This is a genomic window from Micromonospora sp. CA-111912, assembly GCF_050948415.1.
GTDB lineage: Bacteria > Actinomycetota > Actinomycetes > Mycobacteriales > Micromonosporaceae > Micromonospora.
The window spans coordinates 4,402,649-4,424,199 of the sequence record NZ_CP192007.1 but is presented as its reverse complement, the minus strand read 5'-3'; the positions used below and the strand labels follow the sequence as shown (position 1 = coordinate 4,424,199).

13 protein-coding genes are annotated in these 21,551 nt (G+C 74.0%); 9 read left to right on the top strand and 4 right to left on the bottom strand.

Going from position 1 to position 21,551, the window contains the following annotated elements; all coding sequences use genetic code 11:
• Nucleotides 1-312 precede the first annotated feature (312 nt).
• The 3 genes from ACQPZO_RS18455 to ACQPZO_RS18445 form a co-directional block, all read right to left on the bottom strand.
• Complete coding sequence (locus tag ACQPZO_RS18455; RefSeq protein WP_433342596.1) at nucleotides 313-2,940, bottom strand: hypothetical protein; 2,628 nt, start codon at nucleotides 2,938-2,940, stop codon at nucleotides 313-315.
• 158 nt (nucleotides 2,941-3,098) lie between these two features.
• Nucleotides 3,099-3,344, bottom strand: coding sequence for a flavin reductase (locus ACQPZO_RS18450; protein ID WP_433342594.1), 246 nt, complete (start codon nucleotides 3,342-3,344; stop codon nucleotides 3,099-3,101).
• Complete coding sequence (locus ACQPZO_RS18445) at nucleotides 3,344-3,661, bottom strand: hypothetical protein (protein ID WP_433342593.1); 318 nt, start codon at nucleotides 3,659-3,661, stop codon at nucleotides 3,344-3,346. The genes ACQPZO_RS18450 and ACQPZO_RS18445 overlap by 1 nt, the downstream gene beginning before the upstream one ends.
• 455 nt (nucleotides 3,662-4,116) lie before the next feature.
• Here ACQPZO_RS18445 and ACQPZO_RS18440 point away from each other — a divergent pair, with 455 nt between their 5' ends.
• From ACQPZO_RS18440 to ACQPZO_RS18420, 5 genes are all read left to right on the top strand, one after another.
• Nucleotides 4,117-4,863: a Scr1 family TA system antitoxin-like transcriptional regulator gene (locus tag ACQPZO_RS18440; RefSeq protein WP_433351072.1), complete on the top strand. Its 747-nt coding sequence runs from the start codon at nucleotides 4,117-4,119 to the stop codon at nucleotides 4,861-4,863.
• Nucleotides 4,860-5,054 (top strand): DUF397 domain-containing protein, encoded by a 195-nt coding sequence (locus ACQPZO_RS18435; protein ID WP_433351070.1) that lies wholly within the window; start codon nucleotides 4,860-4,862, stop codon nucleotides 5,052-5,054. Before ACQPZO_RS18440 ends, ACQPZO_RS18435 begins: the two co-directional genes overlap by 4 nt.
• Nucleotides 5,055-5,107: 53 nt before the next feature.
• Nucleotides 5,108-5,632, top strand: coding sequence for a cold shock domain-containing protein (locus tag ACQPZO_RS18430; protein ID WP_433342591.1), 525 nt, complete (start codon nucleotides 5,108-5,110; stop codon nucleotides 5,630-5,632).
• Between the two features lie 124 nt (nucleotides 5,633-5,756).
• Entirely contained in the window at nucleotides 5,757-5,957 is a 201-nt protein-coding gene (locus ACQPZO_RS18425; protein ID WP_433342590.1) for a DUF397 domain-containing protein, read from the top strand.
• A gap of 64 nt (nucleotides 5,958-6,021) precedes the next feature.
• Complete coding sequence (locus tag ACQPZO_RS18420) at nucleotides 6,022-6,642, top strand: GNAT family N-acetyltransferase (protein ID WP_433342589.1); 621 nt, start codon at nucleotides 6,022-6,024, stop codon at nucleotides 6,640-6,642.
• A 134-nt stretch (nucleotides 6,643-6,776) separates the two neighbouring features.
• Here ACQPZO_RS18420 and ACQPZO_RS18415 read toward each other — a convergent pair whose 3' ends face one another.
• Nucleotides 6,777-8,324: a pectate lyase family protein gene (locus tag ACQPZO_RS18415; RefSeq protein ID WP_433342587.1), complete on the bottom strand. Its 1,548-nt coding sequence runs from the start codon at nucleotides 8,322-8,324 to the stop codon at nucleotides 6,777-6,779.
• Between the two features lie 655 nt (nucleotides 8,325-8,979).
• Here ACQPZO_RS18415 and ACQPZO_RS18410 point away from each other — a divergent pair.
• From ACQPZO_RS18410 to ACQPZO_RS18395, 4 genes are read left to right on the top strand one after another with little or no spacing between them, the layout of a single operon-like run.
• Nucleotides 8,980-12,561 carry an amino acid adenylation domain-containing protein gene (locus ACQPZO_RS18410; RefSeq protein WP_433342585.1) on the top strand — a complete coding sequence of 1,194 codons (3,582 nt, stop codon included), beginning with the start codon at nucleotides 8,980-8,982 and terminating at the stop codon, nucleotides 12,559-12,561.
• Nucleotides 12,558-15,716, top strand: a complete 3,159-nt coding sequence (locus ACQPZO_RS18405) for a thioesterase domain-containing protein (protein ID WP_433342583.1) — start codon at nucleotides 12,558-12,560, stop codon at nucleotides 15,714-15,716. The genes ACQPZO_RS18410 and ACQPZO_RS18405 overlap by 4 nt, the downstream gene beginning before the upstream one ends.
• Nucleotides 15,713-18,025 carry a lantibiotic dehydratase gene (locus ACQPZO_RS18400; protein ID WP_433342580.1) on the top strand — a complete coding sequence of 771 codons (2,313 nt, stop codon included), beginning with the start codon at nucleotides 15,713-15,715 and terminating at the stop codon, nucleotides 18,023-18,025. Before ACQPZO_RS18405 ends, ACQPZO_RS18400 begins: the two co-directional genes overlap by 4 nt.
• A complete protein-coding gene (locus ACQPZO_RS18395) occupies nucleotides 18,022-21,540 on the top strand; it encodes an amino acid adenylation domain-containing protein (protein WP_433342577.1) in 3,519 nt (1,172 codons plus the stop codon). The genes ACQPZO_RS18400 and ACQPZO_RS18395 overlap by 4 nt, the downstream gene beginning before the upstream one ends.
• Nucleotides 21,541-21,551 lie beyond the last annotated feature (11 nt).

Below are 21,551 nucleotides of genomic sequence, written 5' to 3'. Positions count from 1 at the left end.
ACGGCCGTCGTCATCGGACCTATCCAGCACGGGATCGATGGGAAGTTCTTGGTGACACACCCGTGAAGGAACTGGCCTGGGGCGGCTGCGGGCAGGGGCGGCCGGACCATCCAGGTCGGGATCTCACCCCGTACGAGTGGGACCGGAAGCCCCTGGCCCCGCTGAACCCTGGCCACGGGTCGGCATGCTCACCGTCGCTGCCTCTGGTCGACGTGGAATCCGGCGCGGGCGGCTGCCGCCCCGGCTGACCCCGCGCTACCGAGATCGTTCGCTCGTCCGAGGAGGCGCGAGGTCAGAACCTGCGGTGACGACCTACTTGCCGGCTACCCGGCGCAGTTCGGCAAGGGTCGATGCGGCTAAGTCTCGTAGTGGCGCGAACGCTGCCGGTTCGGCAGCAGCGAGTGCCTCAAGGTGCTGTACGCCCTCCGCCGTCAGCGCCACGATGTCGTTGCTCGTATCGCCCACGACAAGTCCCACCACACCAGCGCCCAGAAGCGACTTGGCGAGTTTGGGAAGGTAGGCGTCGCGGTTGGCGGCGGCCAGCCCTCGGTAGAGGTGGATGGCTTCTTCGCTGGCGGCCCGAGCTTCGGTGTAGAGGCCGGCTTCCGCGAGTCGGACCGCGTGGTTGTTCACGGACCAGGCGAGGTCGGGGAGGTGGGCGTCGCGGTTGGTGGCGGCCAGTTCCCGGCGTAGGTTGACGGCTTCCTCGCTGGCGGCCCGAGCTTCGGTCTGGAGGCCGGATGCCGCGAGATGGAGCGCGTGGTTGTTCACGGATGTGGCGAGTTTGGGGAGGTGGGCGTCGCGGTTGGTAGCGGCCAGTTCCCGGCATAGGTTGACGGCTTCTTCGCTGGCGGTCAGGGCTTCGGTGCGGCGGCCGGCTTCCGCGAGTCGGACCGTGTGGTTGTTCACGGCCATGGCGAGGTTGGGGAGGTGGGCGTCGCGGTCGGTGGCGGCCAGTTCCCGGCATAGGTTGACGGCTTCTTCGCTGGCGGTCAGGGCTTCGGTGCGGCGGCCGGCTTCCGCGAGCTGGACCGCGTGGTTGTTCACGGACATGGCGAGGTCGGAGAGGTGGGTGTAGCGGTTGGTGGCGGCCAGTTCCCGGTAGAGGTGGATGCCTTCTTCGCTGGCGGTCAGGGCTTCGGTGCGGCGGCCGGCTTCCGCGAGTCGGACCGCGTGGTTGTTCACGGATGTGGCGAGGTCGGAGAGGTGGGCGTCGCGGTCGGTGGCGGCGAGTTCTCGGCGTAGGTTGACGGCTTCCTCGCTGGCGGCCAGCGCTTCGGCTCGCCGACCCACCTCCTTCAGCCGCAGAGTATGACGGTTGAGCCAGGCCGCGCGTATCTGCGGAGGTGTCGTTGGTGGCAGGGCGCTGAGGACCCTGGCGGTCAACGCCTCCGCGATCTCACCCAGCTCCAGGGACGGGTAAGGCACCTGCTCCGCCCACACGCGGGCCCATTCGGGATCGATCGTGGTTGTCGTGAGCAGGTTCGCTACGCGGGGGGCGAACCTGCCCGGGAACTGCGTCCCGATCTGTAGCACCGCCTCGGTCATCACCGGCACGTCAGCACTCAACGCTACCTCGATCACTCCGACCGCGTCCGGCTGATGCGCACACGCCCGGCCCAGCAGCGTCAAGGCCCGCACCGCCTGCGACCTGGGCAGTCCCGAGAACACCGCCACCTGCTCGGCCGGTGCGCAGTCGCGCAACACCGCCACCGCCAGGCCCTCCGCGAGTAGGTCCGGCTGCAGGGTTCCCAACGCCCCACCCGACCCCACCGGCGGATACAGGTTCCGCAGCCACCGCACGAGGCCGTCCACCACCGGTGCCGGCGTGTCCTCGTTCAGCAGCGGTGCCCGGCGTACGATGCCCGCCGCCTGCTCGTCGTCGTCGGCACCGAGGAGCGCAGCGATGCCCACCACCTGACGCAACACCGCGTCCCGGGAGGTCGCATCATCGGCAGCGAGCAGTCCGGCGCGGCGGGCGCACCCACGCCAGTAGCGCGCCTCGTGGCTGACCACCTCGGCCAGCACGTCGTAGCGGCCCCCGTCCCGTGGCCCGCCGAGGACCGCCACCAACGCCTCGGCGTGCAACCGCAACACCGGCGTATCCGAGTCGTGGGCCAGCGGCGTGAACTGCACCGGCGGCGCGTACCGAAGGTGGTCGGCGAACTGTCCCACCGCATCCGCCACGATCTCGGACGGGTCGCGTTCCTCGACGCCTGCCGGAAGCTCGATCACGTGCGCGGGCATCGTCAGCGCATCCACCAGGTGCGCCTGTTCGGGGTACGCGGCCGACAGGGTGGACCACCACAGCCCGGCGGTGCGGGCCAGCAGCAGCACCCGCACACCCCCGGCCTGTTGCGCCGTACACAGCAGAGCCGCCAGTGATGCCGGGTCGCGGGTCTCGGCGTAGTCGACCACCAGCAACAACCGGGCGGGAGCCTCACCATCGGCGACCAGTTGCGCCACCCGTGCTTCCCCCTGTGGCGCCACCGGCCACCACGTCCAGCCCGCCATGCCGGTCGCGAAGTGTCGGGCCAGACGGGTCTTGCCCACGCCGCCGCCCCCGACCACCAGGCGCACGGGCGACGCGTCCGGGTCCGCACACCACGCCTGCAACTCCCGCAGGACCCAGCCCCGGCCGAAGAACCGAATCACCGCCGCCTGGGGGTGCAACAACCACGCCACCGAGGCCGGGAGTTCCGCCACCAACACACCGGCCACGACCCGGCCCTGCCGCTCGCGCCGCTCTCGCCGAGCCGTCACCCACTGCCCTACGGATGGGCCGAACCCACCTGCAACGGCCGCCGTAGCGCCCGCGACGACCGTCCACCCCGCCTTGTCGTCGGCGACCAACGCCCACACCGCCACTCCGGCCACACCCGCCGGCACCCCGGCAGCCAGGAACCGCCACCACAACCCGCCAAGCCGGCCGCGTTCCATGCCCGCACCCTACTCAAGGCGATCGAGCCAACACACCGACGAACATCCGGCGGCGACCTCCGCCCATCGGCGCGACGAGCCGGTACGCGCGGAACGAGGCCCGCCCCGGGCCGGTCCCGGGGGAGGGGAACCGGACCGGGGCGGGCGGTCGGGGAGGGCTACCGGGGCGCGCGGACCCAGGACAGGAAGCGGTTGGTCAGGTCGCGTGGCGGGGCCGACGGGTTCAGCGACGTCAGGTGAACGTTCGCCTCCTCCTTGAGCATCGCCAGGTAGAACAGCAGGGCCGTCCGGTTGCCCTGGTACTCGGCCAGCAGCGACAGCCGCGCCGGGCCGCACGGCCAGGGGGCCCCGCAGCGTCTGCACAGCCAGAGAGGACGGATCGGGAGGTGCTGGCTGCCGTGCATCAGCGGTACCGCAGCGCGGTCGCCCGCGCCTCTTCGTCGCTGATCGGCAGGAACCACAGGAACCGTTTCACGATCTCGGGCGGGGTCGGGCCCTCGGGTCGGCCCCGCAGGTCGCGGATCGCCGGGCCGAGGAACAGCGTGAAGCCCGCCAGGAGCGCGCCGCGAAGGTGGTCGTCCATCGGCAGATTCCGCCACACCGAGCACGGGAACGGCTCGCCGTCGGCTTCGCACAGCCAGAGGGGGCCCGCCGCGCAGTGCAGTTCCAGCGCCAGCGGGGCGGGAGTCGACTTCACCACTGGCCCCCGTTCGCGCGCCATGTCTCCGTCCAACCGCGCGGCTTGCCGGTAAGGCCGACCCGCGTCGCCACGTCGTTACGCGGTACTCGCAGCGGCGGGATCATCGGGCCGACGAGCGGGGGGTCGTACCGTGCGGGCTTCTGCTCGGGCTTCTGCTCGGGCTCGATCTTCGGCTCGCGCTTCTCCTTTCCGGCCCTGCCCTCCCGGCACACCTGGCACGCGCAGTGCCGGCCGCGATAGGCCCGGTGACGTCCTCCTCGGTACGACATGACTCTCCCTCGTCCGTCGAGATTGGAGAGGGGGCCGCCTGCTCGGCTCGGTGCGGAAGGACCGGGCGGCCCCCTCGACAAACGCGAGCCGGGAACCTGTCAGCCGACCCGCGCCGTCCTGAAAACACCTTGCCCTCCGGATGTAGACGACTACACCCCGTAGATATAGGTTCTGGAGACGTTAAGGACGTCCGGCGAGAGGTGAGCATGAATCACGCACTACGGGCAGCGATGACCGCCGCAGGCCAGACCGTCGAGAGTCTTGCCGGCCAGGTCGGCGTGGACCCGAAGACAGTCGCACGGTGGGTCACGCCGGGGCGGGTCCCCCACCCGCGCCATCGTGCCGCTGCAGCCGTCGCGCTTGGGCGAGAGGTGGAGGACGTTTGGCCGGACGTTTTGAAACGGCGCGAACCCGCGTGGTTGCGGCCGTGGGTGGAGACTGAGGCTCAGGCGAGCGCCTTGCGTGCTTTCCAGGTAGCCGTGATTCCGGGTCTGTTGCAGACCCCCGACTACGCCTCGACGGTGCTCGGTAGCGGTCCCCTGGGACAGGAGGAGGTTGCGGACTACGTCGAGACGCGCTTGCGCCGCCGGGCGGCTGTCCTGGACCGGAAGAAGCCGCCGCTCTTCATCGCTGTCATTGACGAGTTCGCGCTTCGCCGCGGGGACCCTGAAGTCATGCATCCGCAGTTGGACCATCTGGTCACGATGGCGCAGCGGCCCAACGTTCTCCTGCATGTACTGCCGCTGGATGCGGGCATCCACCCTGGGCAGGCCGGGCCGTTCGTCATCGCTACGACAGATGATGGCGACGTGGCGTACCTGGACGACCAGGCTGCGGGGCGGTTGACAAAGGAGACCGCCGCTCTTTGGTTGGTCTGGGATACGCTTCGATCGGTGGCGCTTCCACGCCGCCAGACCATCGACTTCTTGAGGGCGAGATCGTGGCTGACCTGACTCGCGCCCAGTGGCGCAAGAGCACCCGAAGCAGCTCCAACGGCGGCGACTGTGTCGAGGTCGCCGACAATCTTGCGGGCATCGTCCTCGTCCGCGACACGAAGGACCGCGACGGCGGGACGCTGGCTTTCGCACCGGCCGCCTGGACGGGGTTCGTCGACCTCGCGAAGAGGGTCGGCCCCGTCGGCTGACGTACCGACGCAGAACGGCCCTCGGCTGCCCTGCCCGCGCCGGGACGGAGGCCGTGTTCGCCACCCTCCGCGAGGCGGTCACCGTGCGGGAGTTCCAGGAGATGGCGGCACCGTCGCCGGAAGGCGGGGGCGGCGGGCCTCGGCCGCGGCGAGGGGGGCTGACCGGGGCGAGTTCAACCCACCGAGCCCCTCTGTCTCCGGTACACGTCAACACGGCGCTTGTCCTCGGCGACGTCGGCAGTGGCAGGCAGACTGACCAGATGACAGGTTTGGGGATCGTGCGGGCCTACAGCGATGACGAGGGTTGGGGGATCATCGACGGGCCAGACGTGCCCGGCGGTTGCTGGGTGCACTTCTCGGCGATCGCGACGAACGGGTATCGGCAGCTCAGCCCAGGGCAGAGCGTCTCGTTCCTGGCCGAGGCGGCAGTCCAGGACGGATTCGCGTACCGGGCGGTAAAGGTGTGGACGGACGACACCGAACCGAACGACCAACGACGAGAAGACGTCGAGTCCAACGCCTACCGCAGCACACTGACTCTGACCTTCGACGAATCGCCAAGGACCGACAGGCGCTGACCCTCAAGAAAACCACTCCGGCGCTGCCTTTGGCTGCGGACGGAATACCGCAGGTGGGAGCGATCCGCGGCGAAGCCCGCTCCCGGGCACAGTCACTGGACCTCATCAAGGAGGCGGCGGCATCATGGACATGAGCCAGGCGCAATGGCGCAAGAGCACGAAGAGCGGCAACAACGGCGGATCGTGCGTCGAGGTAGCCGACAATCTCGCGGGCATCGTCCTCGTCCGCGACACGAAGGACCGCGACGGCGGGACGCTGGCCTTCGCGCCGCCCGCCTGGGCGGGGTTCGTCGACCTCGTGAAGAGGATCGGCCCCGTCGCCTGACGAACCAGCGCAGATCGGCAGTAAATGGATCGCATCACCGGCACCGTCATGTGACTCTTGCCGCGTGGCCCAACCCATCCTGCGCACCGACCGCCTCCTGCTGGTTCCTCTCGCCGACCGGCACATCGAGGCGGAAGTCCAGCTCGACTCCGACCCGGAGGTGCTTCGCTACCTCTACGGCCGGGCGCGGTCCAGGGACGAGGTGGTCGAGTCCCACGCGCGGAGGATTGCCCTGGCCGACAAGGTGGACGGCCTGGGCTTCTGGATGGCGTTCGGGTCCGATGGCGGCGCGCGTGGCTCGACGCCCCCGGCCCGCGAGGACGAGGGCGAGTTCGTCGGGCTCATGATGCTTCCTCCGGCGCATGGCCCCGACCAGCCCGACGACCCGACCGTCGCGGAACTCGGTTACCGCCTCGCCCGTCGGTACTGGCGGAAGGGCTTGGCCAGCGAGGCGTCCCGCGCCCTGCTGCGGCACGCCTTCGACACCGTCGGGCAGGGCCGGGTGATCGCGCAGACCATGGCCGTGAACACCGGCTCCCGGGGCGTGCTGGAGGCCGTCGGCATGCGGTACGTGCGCACGTACTTCCCGACCTGGGACGACCCGCTGCCGGACACGGAACTGGGTGAGGTCGAGTACGAGATGACCCACGCGATGTGGGCGGCGTACCGCACGCGCCCGTCCTGACTCCGGGGCGTCCGACGGCCCCCGCCCCCGGGTGATCGGCGGCGGGCGGAGGCCACGGCGTCGATGCCGGGTCGGTCGCCGCCGCCCGGCGGGTCCGGGGGATGCCGGACTCGCCGGGCAGCGGGACCGCACTGCTATCCGGCGTACGTCTCGAACTCGGCAACCTTTGGTGTGCCGGTCGAGCTGGTGATCTCGAAGGTGACCTTGGTGAGCGCTGTCGGGGGGAAGGTGATGGTGCCCGCCCCGCTGCCGGAGGTCAGGACGGCACCGGTCCCGCCGTTGGTGACCCGCCAGGACCCGATGTTGCCCACGGCCCCCGACGCCTCACGGATGATGATCCTTGACACCGTGGTGGGGGAGCCCCACTTGATCGAGATGGAGCCGGTCGAGCCGGCGGGCGACCAGTAGGTGCTCATCTCGCCGTCCCGCACGTTGCCGTAGCTCGTGCCGTTGGCCTTGCTCGACCCGTCGGAGCCGGCACCGATGCTGAGGTTGGTCCCGCCGGGGTTCGTCGGTCCCGGATTGGGAGTGGTTGGCCTCGGCGTGGGGGTGGTCGGCGTCGGCGACGGCGTCTGCGGCGAGCAGCTGCCGTTGGACTCCTTCAGGCCCGTGTTGGCACCCGCCGTCTGGCGGACGACGTCCGGCACGCAGCCGGCCCCGTCGAGGCTGTAGGAGTACGGGATGCTGACGGTGGTGTTGGACTGCGGGTTGGGGCCGGCGGGGTTGTTGTCGGTGCCGGGGCTGGACCAGGTGACGTTGTCGAAGACGTTGCCGCTGACCTGCCAGTAGCCGGCCTCGCTGGTGTAGAAGGTGCCCAGGACGTCCTTGGAGTTCTTGAAGTAGTTGTTCTCCACCTTGGCCTTGGCCCCGGCGCGGGAGTTGATGCCGGACTCGTGCAGGCTCACGTAGGAGTTGTTGTAGATGTGGGCGATGCCGCCGCGCAGCAGGGGCGTGCGGGAGTCGATGTTCTCGTACAGGTTGTGGTGGAACGTGACGAAGCCGTTCGAGCGGTCGCTCTCACTGGAGCCGATCAGGCCGCCTCGGCCGGAGTTGCGCAGGGTGCTGTAGGACAGGGTCACGTACTGGACGTTGTCCTTCATGTCGAACAGGCCGTCGTACCCCTCCGACTCCCCGCCGGAGGCCTCCAGGGTGACGTGGTCGACCCAGACGTTGCGGACGGTGCTCTCCATGCCGATGGCGTCGCCACCGTTGGACGTGGGCGAGCCCGACTTCTTGACGTTCCGGACGGTCACGTTCCGGATGATGATGTTGCTGGAGTCGCGGATGTGGATGCCGAGCTGGTCGAAGACGGCTCCGGTGCCGACCCCGATGATCGTGACGTTGCTGATCTGCTTGAGTTCGATCACGCCGGCGGCGGTGTTGCAGCTGTCACCCGACACCTTGCTGGTGTTGCCGTGGTTGATGGTCCCTGTGACCTCGATGATGATCGGGGTGCTGCTGCTGGTCCGGTTGCACAGGGCCGTGTGGATCGCGGTCCCCGTGGTGGCCCGTACCGTCTGGCCGCCCGCACCGCCGGTGGTCCCGCCGTTCTGGGTCGCGTACCCGGTGGCGCTGCCGGCCGCCGCCGACGCCTGGGGTGTCGGCAGTGCCACACCGATCGCGACCCCGACGGCCGCTGTGGCCAGCGCCGCCTGGAGCCGCAGTGCGACTGGTCGTCTCATTGTCGCCTCACCTTCGTCCTCGAATGCTGGATGTCGCTGCTGCGTACGTGTCGGTCGAAGCGGAACCCGGCGAAATGCCCGCCGTCGCGGTGCAGTGATCCGAAATCGGCCTGGCGGCATCGGTGGCAGCACCGGTTGCGCAGCGACGGCTGGGCAGAGTCGCCGCAGGTGCCGCGATGATCGCCCCCCGTCGGGGACGATCCGCAGGTGCCTGGAAAGCGCTTTCCACCGTGAGGATAGGGATTCATCTATCTATGTGGCAAGGCCTCGTCCGGATTGCAGCACTATGGACAGCTCCACCTGAGTTGCGATTGCCGTCCGGCGGCACCGGCCCCCGTCGGCGAGCCCTTCTGAGCTGCCACTCAGGACATGCCGGATGGAAAAACCCCCGGCCAGCAGGGACTTTGGCCGCAAAATTACTGGCGGGTACCCGTAAATCCAAGATCCTCTACGCGCTAGAGGACTGATCGGGTGGATCTGGCCAGCCGTCCCGGGCGGGCCTCGTCGGCTCTTCGGTCCGACTCCAATCGATGATCTTGCAGCCCGGTTGTAGGCCCATATGCTGCATCCATTGTGTAGTCCTGGGGGGGGATCGTGATCACAGTGACCGGATGCCGCACGCCCGTCGACGGTGTCGCGACCCGCGCCCGCTGACATGGAAAAACACGCCATCATCGATCGATTCGCCCGCCTCGCGGCCGAGGTTCCGGCCCGTCCGGCGATACTCGGCGAGGGCCCTGCGGTCAGCTACGCCGACCTCGCCGCCGCCGCCGGGGGGCACGCCGCGCTCCTCGCCGCCGCCGGGGTCCGCCCCGGCGACCGCGTCGCCCTGCTCACCCCGCACGGCGTGCCCACCGTCGCGGCGCTCCTCGGCGCGCTCGCCGCCGGCTGCGCGTACGTGCCGCTGGACCCGGGCTTCCCCGTCGACCGGCTGCGGCACATGCTCGCCGCCGCCGACGTGCGCACCGCGCTGGCCGCCCCGGAGCACCGGGAGCTGGCCGCCCGGCTCGCCGCCGACCGCCCCGGCACCGCCGTGCTGACCACCGACGCGGTGGCCCCCGCGCCGCTGCGCCCGACCGTCGTCGACCCGGACGCGCTGGCGTACGTGCTGTTCACCTCCGGCTCGACCGGGCTGCCCAAGGGAGTCGGGCAGACCCACCGCAACCTCGCCCGCGTCGTCGACAACCAGATCGACACCCTGGCCGTCGGCCCGGACGACCGGCTCAGCCTGCTCGCCTCGTTCAGCTTCGACGCGGCCATCCCCGACCTGTATCCGGCGCTGCTCACCGGCGCCGCCGTCGTCCCGGTCGACCTGCGCCGGCACGGCCTCGCCCACGCCGTCGACCAACTCGTCCGGCACCGGGTCACCGTCTACCACTCCACCCCCACGGTGTACCGGTTCCTGCTCGACGCCCTCGGCGACCGGCGGCTGGACGCGGTCCGGGCGGTGCTGCTCGGCGGTGAGCAGGCCACCTTCGCCGACGCCGCCCGGGGCCGGGACCGGTTCGCCCCCGGCTGCGTGCTGGTCAACGGCTACGGCGCGACCGAGATGACGTTCGCCGCCCGGTACGCGCTGCCGCTGGCCGCCGCCGACCCCGCCGCCACCGGCCCGCTGCCGATCGGCACCGCGCTCCCCGGCTACGAGGTGCACCTCGCCCCGGCCAGCGGCGAGATTCCGGCCAGCGGCGAGAACCCGGCCGGCGGCGAGATCGTGGTGCGCGGCCGGCACGTCGCCCCCGGCTATCTCGACCGGGCCGACGACCGGTTCACCCGGGAGCCCGACGGGGTGTGGTCGTACCGGACCGGGGACCTCGGCGCGCGGCTGCCCGGCGGCGAGCTGGTCTGCCTCGGCCGGCTCGACCGGCAGGTCAAGGTGCGCGGGTTCCGGGTCGAGCTGACCGAGATCGAGGCCGTCCTCGCCGCCCAGAGCGGCGTCGGTGCCGTCCGCGCCATCGCCCGCGACGGCGAGCTGCTCGCGTACGCCCGACCGGCCGGCGGGCCCCTCGACGCGGCGGCCCTGCGTGCCGCCCTCGCCCGGCGGCTGCCGGAGTACGCGCTGCCCCGCGCCGTCGTGCTGGTCGACGAGTTCCCGCTCACCGTCACCGGGAAGATCGACGAGCGGGCGCTGCCCGACCCCGCCCGGGACGTCCCGGCGGGGGAGGAGCCGGCCACCGCCACCGAGCGGGCCGTGCACGACATCTGGTGCGCGGTGCTGGGCCGCCCGGCGGTCGCCCGCACCGCCAGCTTCTTCGACGTCGGCGGCCAGTCGCTGCTGCTCGGCGTGGTCCAGCAGCGCCTCGCCGAGCGGTTCGGGGTGCGCCCGCCCCTGCTGCGGCTGTTCGAGAACCCCACGGTCGAGGCGCAGGCCCGCCTCGTCGACGCCCCGCCCGTGCCCGACCGCGCCCCGGCCGGGCCGACCCCGGCCGCGCCGGTCGCCGCCCGCGAGTACACCGGCGACGAGATCGCGGTGGTGGGGATGGCCGGCCGCTTCCCCGGCGCGGAGGACCTGGGCGCCTTCTGGTGGAACCTCTGCGCCGGGGTCGACGCGATCCACGACCACACCGACGAGGAACTGGCCGACCTGGGCATCGGCCCACGGCTGCTCGCCGACCCCCGGCACGTCCGGGCCACCGGCCGGCTCGACGCCGTGGCCGACTTCGACGCCGCCTTCTTCGCCTTCGGCGCGCAGGAGGCCGCCCGCACCGACCCGCAGCACCGGCTGTTCCTGGAGACCGCGTGGGAGGCCCTGGAGGATGCCGGGCACGACCCGTCGCGGTTCCCCGGGCTGGTCGGCGTGTACTCGGCCACCTCCGCCAACCGGTACTTCCTGTTCCACCTCATGGACAACCCGGCCGTCGTCGGCGACGTCGACCCCGACGACTGGGAGGCCCGGCTGGTCGGCCGGCAGTCCACCGACCACCTGCCCGGCCAGGTCGCGTACCGGCTCGGGCTGACCGGGCCGGCGATGGCCGTGCAGAGCGCCTGCTCCAGCTCGCTGGTCGCGGTCTGCGTCGCCGCCCAGAGCCTCGCCGACTACCAGTGCGACATCGCCCTGGCCGGCGGGGTCAACGTGACCTGGCCCCGGTACCGGCACACCGCCGGCGGGATGGCCTCCCCGGACGGCCGGTGCCGGGCCTTCGACGAGGCCGCCAACGGCTCCGGCTTCGGCTCCGGCGTCGGGGTGGTCGCGCTGCGCCGGCTCGCCGACGCCCAGGCCGACGGGGACCGCGTCTACGCGGTGCTGCCCGGCTGGGCGGTCACCAACGACGGCGCCGACCGGGCAGGCTTCGCGGTGCCCGGCCCCACCGGGCAGTCCGCCGCCGTGGCCGGCGCGCTCGCCGCCGCCGAGGTCGCCCCCGGCGAGGTCCGGTTCATCGAGGCGCACGGCAGCGGCACCCCGCTGGGCGACGCCCTGGAGGTCGCCGCCCTGCACGAGGTGTACGGGGGAGCCGCCCCCGCCGAGTCCTGCGCGCTCGGCTCGGTGAAGACCAACATCGGTCACCTCGACGCCGCCGCCGGCATCGCCGGGCTGATCAAGACGGTGCTCGCCGTCCAGCACGGTGTCATCCCGCCGAACCTGCACTTCACCCGGCCGCACCCGGAGATCGACCTCGCCGGCGGCCCGTTCCACGTGCCGACGAAGGCCCGGGATTGGCCGCAGGTGGCCCGCCGGGTGGCCGGGGTCAGCTCGTTCGGGCTCGGCGGCACCAACGCCCACGTGGTCGTCGAGCAGCCGCCGCCGGTCGAGCCGGCCGCCGCCCCGGACGCGGCGGAGCACCTGCTGCCGGTGTCGGCGCGTACCCCGGCGGCGCTGCGGGCGGCGCTGAACCGGCTGCGGCGGCACCTGGCCGGCGCGGCCCCGGCGCTGCCCGACGTGGCCGCCACCCTCGCGCTCGGCCGCCGGGCCTTCGCCTGCCGGGCGGCGGTCGTGGCGGGCGACCTCACCGACGCCCTGGCCGGCCTGGACGCCCTGCTCGCCGCCGACGCCCCGCCCACCGCAGGCGCCCCACCCACCGCAGGCGTCCTGCCCCCGGCGGGCGGCAGGCTCGCCGCCGGCGGTCGGGTCGCCGGCCCGCCCGGCGAACTGCGCGACCTCGCCGCCGACTGGGTGGCCAGGCGGGACGTCGACCTCACGGCCCTGCACCCCGAGGACAGCGTCCGGCGCACCGGGCTGCCCACCTACCCGTTCCAGCGCCAGCGGTACTGGATCGACCCCCCTCAGAGAGGCATGCGGTGAACTGGTTCGTCTCCGCCGGAAGCCGACCCCAGGCGCCGGTGCGGTTGTTCTGCCTGCCCTACGCCGGCGCCGGCGCGAGCGCGTTCCGCGACTGGCAGCGGGAGTTCGGCACCGACGTCGAGGTGCTGCCGGTGCAACTGCCCGGCCGGGAGAACCGGATCAGCGAGGACCCGAACTTCACCGTCGCCGAGGTCGCCGCCGCGATCGCCGGGCGGGCCGACCGGCCGTACGCGATCTACGGCCACTCGATGGGCGGGCGGGTCGGCTTCGAGGTGGTCCGCGAGCTGCGCCGCACCGGCGGGCCGCTGCCGCTGCGGCTGTACGTGGGCGGCGCGCGGGCCCCGCACGTCGACGACGCCAGCCTCTTCGACGGGCTGTCCCGGGTGGACGACGACGAGCTGCTGCGCCGGCTCGGCGACGGCGGCGGGCTGCCGGCCGGCGTGCTGGAACACCCCGAGCTGGTGGAACTGCTGCTGCCGCTGTTGCGCGCGGACTTCGGCCGGGTGGACAGCTACCGGTACGTCCCGGGCGAGCCGCTGCCGGTGCCGCTCGTGGCGTTCAGCGGGCGGTCCGACCGGGCGGTGAGCCACGCGCAGAGCGTCGCCTGGGAACGGCACACCGCCGCCGGGTTCACCCTGCGCGAGATCGACGGCGGGCACTTCTTCCTGCAAGACCGCCTCCCCGAGTTGGCCGCGACGATCCGCGCCGACCTCACGACCGCCGTCCGGGTCGCCGGCGCGAACGGGACCGCACCGGCCCCGGACGGCACCCCGGCGACGGCCGGCCCGGCTGATTCGAGGGGCGACCAGCAGGCGGCCGGCGCGGCGATCACGACGGACGCGGCGGGGCACCGGGTGCCGCTGGGCGACTCCGGCTGGTCGGTGTGGCGCGACGCGATCCTGCGCACCACCGGCTTCCCCGCCGACGGGCTCACCGCGCTCGGCGCACCGCAGGCCGCCGCCGCGGCCGACGAACTGCTCGCCACCGGGGCCGGCGAGGAGCGGTTCGACAAGGAGCTCGCCGAGGCGCTCACCGCCGCCGCCGGCCGGATCAGCGAGCTGGCCGCCGACCCGCTGCTGCGGGAGGCCGTCACCTGGCAGAACCGCACCGCGCTGCTCGCCCTCGACGGGCTGGCCCGGGGCGGTGCCGACGCTGCCCGCAACGTGCGCCGCCGGGACCGCGAGCGGGCCCTGCTGAAGTACTGGCAGCGCTACTGCGGCAAGAACGAAACCGTCGGCTTCTTCGGCCCGAGCTGCTGGGTCACCCTCGACCCGGAGCTGGCCGAGACCGCCCGGGTGCGCCCCGGCCCGGCCCTGACCCGGCGGCGCTGGGTGTGGTTCGAGTCGTGGGCGCTGACGGCGTACGCCGACCGGATCGGCGCCGACGTCGCGGTGCGCCGATGGTGGCCGCCGATGCTCCAGCCGCACCTGAGCCTGCGCGACCGGTCGGTGCTGCGGCCCGGCCGCCCCCCGGTCACCCTCAGCCCTGTGGAGGCGGCCCTGCTCGCCGCCGCCGACGGGCACCGCCCCGCCCGGGACCTGGTCGCCGACCCGGCCGTCGGGCTGCGCCGCGCCGAGGACGGGTACGCCCTGCTCGACCGGCTGGTCGAGCGGGAGCTGATCACCTGGGACGCCGGCCTGCCCGTCAGCCCGCAGGCCGAGGACCGGCTGCTGGCGCGGATCGACGGCATCGGCGACGAGCTGGTCCGGCGGGCCGCCCGGGAAGGGCTGGACCGGCTGCGGGGCGCCCGCGACGAGGTGGCCGCCGCAGCGGGCGACCCCGACCGCCTGCGCGCCGCCCTCGACCGGCTCGACGAGACGTTCACCGAGCTGACCGGCCAGCCGGCCCGCCGCCGCGCCGGCCACATGTACGCCGGGCGCACCCTCTGCTACGAGGACACCGCCCGCGACCTCGACGTGGTCTTCGGCGCGTCGCTGCTGGCCGACCTGGCCGCCCCGCTCGCCGTGCTGCTGCGGGCTGCCCGCTGGCTGGCCGACGAGCTGGAACAGGCGTACGGGGCGATGTTCCGCGAGCTGCACGACGAGCTGCGCGCCGAGGCCGGCGGCGGCCCGGTGTCGCTGGCCGACCTGTGGTTCCTGACGCAGGGGATGTTCTGGGGCACCGGGGAGCGGCCCGTCGACGCCGTGGCCGTCGAGTTCGCCGCCCGCTGGGCCGGGCTGTTCCGCCTGGCCGACCTGCCTGCGGGCAGCACGGAGGTGTGGCTGTCCACCACCGATCTGGCCGACCGGGTCGCCGAGGTGTTCCCGGCCCGTCCCGGCGACTGGACCAGCGGCCGGCTGCACAGCCCCGACCTCCAAATCTGCGCCACCGACGCCGACGCGCTGGCCCGTGGCGACTACACCGTGGTGCTCGGCGAGCTGCACGCCGCCTGGCCGTCGTTCGACTGCCAGGTGTTCACCCCGTCCCACCCGGACGTGGAGCGGCTGCGCGCGGCGCTCGCCGCTGACCTGGGCCAGCGGCGGATCCGGCCGCTGCTGCCGATCGACTGGCCCCGCACCAGCAGCCGCACCGCCGAAGCGCTGGCCGGCCCCACCGACCGGCAGCTCGGGTTCGTGGCCGCGCCGGGCGCCGACCCGGACCGGGTGATGCCCACCGTCGACCTCACCGTGGGCGACCACGACGGTCGGCTCGTGGCCACCGCCCGGGACGGGGCCTCCTGGCCGCTCACCGAGGTCTTCGCCGGGCTGCTGAGCACCCATGCGGTCGACGGGTTCAAGCTGGTCGCCGCCGCCCCGTACACGCCGCGGATCACCCTGGACGGGCTGGTGGTGGCCCGGCAGACGTGGCGCACCACCGTGGGGGAGTGTGGCCTGGCCGACGTCACCAGCGAGCGGGACCGGTTCCTCGCCGTCCGCCGCTGGCGGCGCGACCTCGGCCTGCCTGAGCTGGTGTACGTCAAGCTCGGCACCGAGGTCAAGCCCTGCTTCGTCGACCTGGGCAGCCCCGCGTACGCCGCGATGTTCAGCGCCATGGTCCGCGCGGCCCGCAAGGACGGCGGGGACGCGGTGTCGCTGACCGTCAGCGAGATGCTGCCGACCCCCGACGCCGCCTGGGTGCCCGATGCCGCTGGCCGGCGCTACTTCAGCGAACTGCGGCTGCACATCGTCGACGACGAGGGGCGGTCCGGTCGATGAACCATCTGCTGCCACTGGGTGACACCGGCTGGTCGGTGTGGCGGGACGTGCTGCTGCGCACCGCCGGCTTCCCCGCCGCCGGCCTCGACCGGTTCGCCGCACCCGACGCCGCCGACGCCGCCGACGCGCTGCTGGCCGGCGCGGCCCCCGCTGAGGCGTACGACAAGGAACTGGCCGCCGCGCTGGCTTGGTCCTCCGCCGTGCTCGCAGAGATCTGCGCCGACCCGCTGGTGCGCGAGGCGGTCACCTGGCAGAACCCGGAGATGCTGGTCGCCCTCGACGGGCTGCTGCGCACCGACCCCGCCGCCCGCAACAAGCCCCGCCGCAAGCGGGAGATCGCGGTGCTGCGCTACTGGCAGCGCTACTGCGGCAAGGCCGAGACCATCGGCTTCTTCGGGCCGGTCTGCTGGGGCACGTTCGACCCGGACAGCCCGCACACCCGGCTGGCCCCCGGCCCCGGCCTGGCCGCCCGGCGCGAGGTCCACTTCGAGGCGTGGGCGTTGATGGCGTACGCCGACCGGCTCGCCGACGACCTGGCGGTGCGCCGCTGGTGGCCCCCGGCGTTGCCGCCCCACCTGGCCCTCGACGGGCGCCGGCTGCGCCGGCCGCTGCACCCGCCGACCGAGCTGTCCGCCGTGGAGGCCCAGCTGCTGGCCACCTGCGACGGCCGCACCCCGGCCGGGGACCTGGTGGAACGGCTGTGCGCGGGCGGCGACGCCGGCCTGCGCCGCCCGGCCGACGGGTTCCTGCTGCTCGACCGGCTGGTCGAGCGGGGCCTGCTCACCTGGGACGCGGGGCTGCCCAACAGCCCTCGGGCGGAACGGGTGCTGGCCGAGCGGATCGCGGCGGTCGGCGACCCGGCGGTGCGGGCCGAGGTGACGGCCGGCTTCGACCGGCTCCGGGCCGCCCGGGACGAGGTGGCCGCCGCCGCGGGCGACCCGGGCCGGCTCGCCGCCGCCCTGGCCGCGCTCAACGCCGAGTTCACCGCGGTCACCGGCCGGCCGGCCACCCGCAACGGCGGGCAGATGTACACCGGCCGCACCGTGGTCTACGAGGAGACGTCGCGGGACCTGGAGTTCACCGTGGGCTCGGCCGTCCTCGACGAGCTGGCCGCGCCGCTGGCGATCGTGCTGCGGGCCGCCCGCTGGCTCACCGCCGAGATCGGCGCCGGATGCGAGCGGATCCTCGCCGAGCTGCACGCCGAGCTGGCCGCCGACGGGCCGGTGCGGCTGGCCGACATCTGGTCGCTCGCCCAAGGGTTGATCCTCGCCCCGGACGGCCCGGTCGCGGCGGCCAGCGCCGGCTTCACCGCCCGGTGGGCCGAGCTGTTCGGGCTCGCCGACGTGGCCGAGGACCAGCCCGAGCTGCGGCTGAGCAGCGCCGACCTGGCCGCCCGGGCCGACGCCCTCTTCCCGGCCGCCGCCCCCGGCTGGCCCACCGCCCGCATCCACAGCCCGGACGTGCAGGTCAGCGCGCCCAGCGTCGACGCGCTCAACCGGGGGGAGTTCCTGCTCGTCCTCGGCGAGCTGCACCCGGCGACCACGCCGTTCGACAGCGCGGTCTTCGCCCCGTTCCACCCCGACCCGACGGCGCTGCGCGCCGACGTCGACGCCGATCTGGGGCCGGCGCGGCTGCGGCTGCTCTACCCGGCGAGCTTCCCCCGGCAGACCACCCGCACCACCTGGCATCTGGACGGGCCGGGCGACCGGCAGCTCGGCATCGACACCGCCCGCGGCGCCGACATCGAGCGGATCGTGCCCGCCGCGGCCGTGCGGGTGGAGGCGGCGACCGGGGGCCGGCTGACCGCCGAGCTGCCCGACGGGGCCCGGTGGCCGCTGGTGGAGGTCTTCGCGAACCTGCTCGGCGCCCTGCTGCTGGACAGCTTCAAGCTGCTCGCCCCGGCACCGGCCACCCCGCGGATCACCATCGACCGGCTGGTGGTGGCCCGGCGCACCTGGCGGACCACCGTCGCCGAGAGTGGGCTGGCCGGGGTCACCGGCGAGTCCGCGCGGTACCTGGCGGTGCGCCGCTGGCGGGACCGCCTCGGCCTGCCCGAGCGGGTCTTCGTGAAGGTCGGCACCGAGGTCAAGCCCTGCTACGTCGACCTGACCGGCCCGCTGTACGCCCAGTCGCTGTGCGCGATGGTCGACGCCGCCGCCCGGACCGCCCCGGACGTCTCGCTCACGGTCAGCGAGCTGCTGCCCGCCCCCGCCGACGCCTGGGTCACCGACGCGGCCGGGCACGGCTACGTCAGCGAGCTGCGCCTGCAGATCACCGATCCAGCCACCTACCGGGGAGAACACGGGTGACCGACATCCTGTCCACCAGCGCCGCGCACGGGGAGCCGCTGCCCTGGCCCGACGCCACGCTGGCCGAGCTGATCGCCGCCCAGGCCGCGCGGACCCCGGATGCGGTGGCGGTGCGCCAGTGGGACGTGCGGCTCACCTACCGGGAACTGGTCGGCCGGGCCGCCGGCGTGGCCGCCGCGCTGCGTGAGCGCGGCGTCGGCCGGCAGAGCCGGGTCGGGGTGTGCGGCGAGCGGCGGCCCGACCTCGTGGTCACCGTCCTCGGCGTGCTGCTCGCCGGCGGCTGCTACGTGCCGCTGGAACCGGGCGGCCCGCGCCGGCGGCTGCGCGAGATCGCCGCCGACGCCGGGGTGCGGGTCGTCGTCGGCGACGCCGCCGAGGCCGAGTTCGGCGACGTCTCGGGCGTGGAGACCGTCGCGCTGCCCGGCCCCGCCCCGCTCGCCCCCTGCCCGGCCCGCCCCGGCGACCCGGCGTACGTGCTGTTCACCTCCGGCTCCACCGGCCGGCCCAAGGGGGTGCTCATCACCCACCGCAACGTCGTCGAGTTCGTCACCGGCTACGCGGCCCGGTCCGGTGCGGACGCCTCGGTGCGCAGCCTCGGCATCGCCTCGCTCGGCTTCGACGCGGCCGTCATCGACCTGTTCGTCCCGCTGCTGCTCGGCGGCGCGGTGCAGTTCCTCGGCGCCGACGACCGGTCCGACCCGGCCCGGCTGACCCGGTTCGTCGCCGAGCACGAGGTGAACTGGGGCTTCATCACCCCGACCGTGCTGTCCATGCTGGACCCGGCCGAGCTGACCGGTTGGCGCACCGTGCTCTGCGGCGGCGAGGCCGTGCCCGCCGAGCTGGCCGCCCGCTGGGCGCCCGGCCGGCGCTTCATCAACAGCTACGGCCCCACCGAGACCACGGTGGTGGCGGTCAGCGGCGAGCTGACCGCCGCCGAGACCGACCCGGTGCCGATCGGCGCTCCGCTGCCCAACCACCGGGCGTATGTGGTCGACGCCGAGCTGCGCCCGGTGCCGCCGGGGGAGGCCGGTGAGCTGCTGATCGGCGGCCCCGGCCTGGCCGACGGGTACCTCGACCGGCCCGGCCTGACCGCCGAGCGGTTCGTGCCCGACCCGTTCTCCGGGCAGCCCGGGGAGCGGCTGTACCGCACCGGCGACCTGGTCACCCAGGCCCCCGACGGGCGGATCGTCTACCACGGGCGCACCGACCGGCAGGTCAAGATCCGCGGGCAGCGCATCGAGCCGGGCGAGGTCGAGGGCGTCCTTGCCGGGCTGCCCGGCGTCGAGCGGGTCGCCGTCGAGGCCGTCGACGGCCCGGCCGGCGCCGAGCTGGTCGCGTTCCTCACCCCCACCGACGCCCCCGACGACGCGGCGCTGCGCGCGTACGCCGAGCCCCGGCTGACCGCCGCGATGCGCCCGGCCCGGACGGTGCGCCTGCCCACGCTGCCGGTCAGCGCGATCACCGGCAAGCTGGACCGCCCGGCGCTGCGCGCCCTGGCCGCCGCAGCCCGCCCCGCGCCGGTGGCCGACGATGGGCCGGCCGACGCCGACCCGGTCACCCGGGCCGTGGCGCGGGTCTGGACCCGGCTGCTCGGTGCCGCCCCCGGCCCGGACACCGACTTCCTCGCCTCCGGCGGGAACTCCATCGTCGCGATGCGGCTCGTCGCCGCGCTCCGGGCCGAGCTGGGCCGGCACGTCGACACCCGGGACGTGTTCGCCGGCCGCACCCTGACCGGCCTCGTCGAACGGATCACCGCCGCCGCCCCGGACCCCGGCGACGGGCTGACCACCGGCAACCCGCCCACCCTGTCCCCGCCGCAGCGCCGGCTGTGGTTCGTCGACCAGCTCGCCCCGTCCAGTGCGCCCTACAACATCGCGGTGGCCCACCGGCTGCGCGGCGAGCTGGACGTCCCCGCCCTCGGCGCGGCCCTGCGCGCCGTGGCCGAGCGACACGACGTGCTGCGCTGGCGCATCCCGCAGACCGCCGGAGTGCCGTACGCGGTGTGCGAGGAACCCACCGACGTGGCGGTGCCGGTGCTCGACCTGACCGGCGGGGCGGACCCGGAGGCGGAGCTGGCCGGAATGCTCGCCGCCGGCGCGGCGCACGCGTTCGACCTGGCCACCGGGCCGCCCTGGCAGGTTGCCGTGTACCGGCTCGGACCGGCCGCCCACGTGCTCGCGATCACCTGGCACCACGCCGTGTTCGACGGCTGGTCCGAGGCGGTGTTCTACGACGACCTCGCCGCCGCGTACGCGCGGGCCGTGGCCGGCGCGCCCCCCACCCTGCCCGCCGTGGCCGCCCGGTACGCCGACTACGCCGTCTGGCGGGCCGAGCGGGACCGTCGGCGCGGCGCCGACGACCTGGCCTGGTGGGCCGGGCACCTGCGGGGCGCGCCGACCGTGCTGGAGCTGCCCCGCGACCGGCCCCGCCCCGCCGTGCAGACGTACGCCGGTGTGGAGGCCGCGGTCACCCTGTCCGCCGAGGCGGACCGGGCGGTGCGGGCGCTGGCCGAGCGGCGCGGCACGGGCGTCGCGGCGGTGCTGCTGGCCGGCTTCGGCGAACTGCTGAGCCGGCTCACCGGCGGCGACGACCACGTCGTCGGCGCGATCGTCGCCGACCGGCGGCTGGCCGCGTTCGACGACGTCGTCGGGTTCTTCATCGACACCGTGCCGGTGAGGGTGCGCACCGGCGGGGCGAGCTTCGCCGAACTGGTCGACCGCTGCGCGGCCGAGCTGCACGACGCCACCGCCCACCCCGGCGCGCCGCTGGAGAAGATCGTCGAGGCGCTCGGCGTCGGCCGGGACACCTCCCGGGCGCCGCTGTTGCAGGTGCTGTTCAACGTGCTCAACTTCACCCAGCCCCGGCTGGCGCTGACCGGACTGACCGGCGAGCCCGCGCCGGTGCCCAAGCCCGGCTCCCCGTTCGACCTCACCGTCTACGTGGCGGAGCGGGCCGGCCGGCTCGGCGTCGAGGTGGTGCACAACCCGGACCTGTTCGACGCCGACCGGATCGACGCGCTGCTGGCCGACCTGGCCACCCTGGTCGGTGCGCTGGCCGCCGCCCCCGACGCGCCGGCCGGCGAGGTCGCCGCCGAGCTGCCCCGGCCGACCGTGCGCACCGCCCAGCTCGGCGCGATGACCGTCGCCGCGACCGCCGAGCCCGCCCGGACGGTGGCGCTGCCCGCCGGCCCGGACGCGCTCACCGACACCGAGGAACTGGTCGCCGGCATCTGGCGGGAGGTCCTGGAACGTGACCGGGTCGGGGTCACCGACAACTTCTTCGACATCGGCGGGCACTCGCTCGCCCTGGCCGCCGTGCACGCCCGGCTGACCGCCGCCACCGGCCGGTCGATCGCGATGCTCGACCTGTTCCGCCACCCCACCGTCCGGGCCCTCGCCGCCCACCTCGACGGCGCGGCCGACCGACCGGAACTGGCCCGCGCCGCGCTGCGGGCCGCCGCCCGCCGCAGCCGGACCCGACGTATCCCTCCCCGCCGCCCCGGCGGCACCGCGTGACGAAGGACAAC

What these genes read in the sequence shown, in the direction of transcription:
- ACQPZO_RS18445 (WP_433342593.1), bottom strand. Translation starts at nt 3,661, where the DNA reads ATGGCGCGCGAACGGGGGCCAGTGGTGAAGTCGACTCCCGCCCCGCTG.
- ACQPZO_RS18450 (WP_433342594.1), bottom strand. Translation starts at nt 3,344, where the DNA reads ATGCACGGCAGCCAGCACCTCCCGATCCGTCCTCTCTGGCTGTGCAGA.
- ACQPZO_RS18400 (WP_433342580.1), top strand. Translation starts at nt 15,713, where the DNA reads ATGAACCATCTGCTGCCACTGGGTGACACCGGCTGGTCGGTGTGGCGG.
- ACQPZO_RS18440 (WP_433351072.1), top strand. Translation starts at nt 4,117, where the DNA reads ATGAATCACGCACTACGGGCAGCGATGACCGCCGCAGGCCAGACCGTC.
- ACQPZO_RS18455 (WP_433342596.1), bottom strand. Translation starts at nt 2,940, where the DNA reads ATGGAACGCGGCCGGCTTGGCGGGTTGTGGTGGCGGTTCCTGGCTGCC.
- ACQPZO_RS18410 (WP_433342585.1), top strand. Translation starts at nt 8,980, where the DNA reads ATGGAAAAACACGCCATCATCGATCGATTCGCCCGCCTCGCGGCCGAG.
- ACQPZO_RS18425 (WP_433342590.1), top strand. Translation starts at nt 5,757, where the DNA reads ATGGACATGAGCCAGGCGCAATGGCGCAAGAGCACGAAGAGCGGCAAC.
- ACQPZO_RS18415 (WP_433342587.1), bottom strand. Translation starts at nt 8,324, where the DNA reads ATGAGACGACCAGTCGCACTGCGGCTCCAGGCGGCGCTGGCCACAGCG.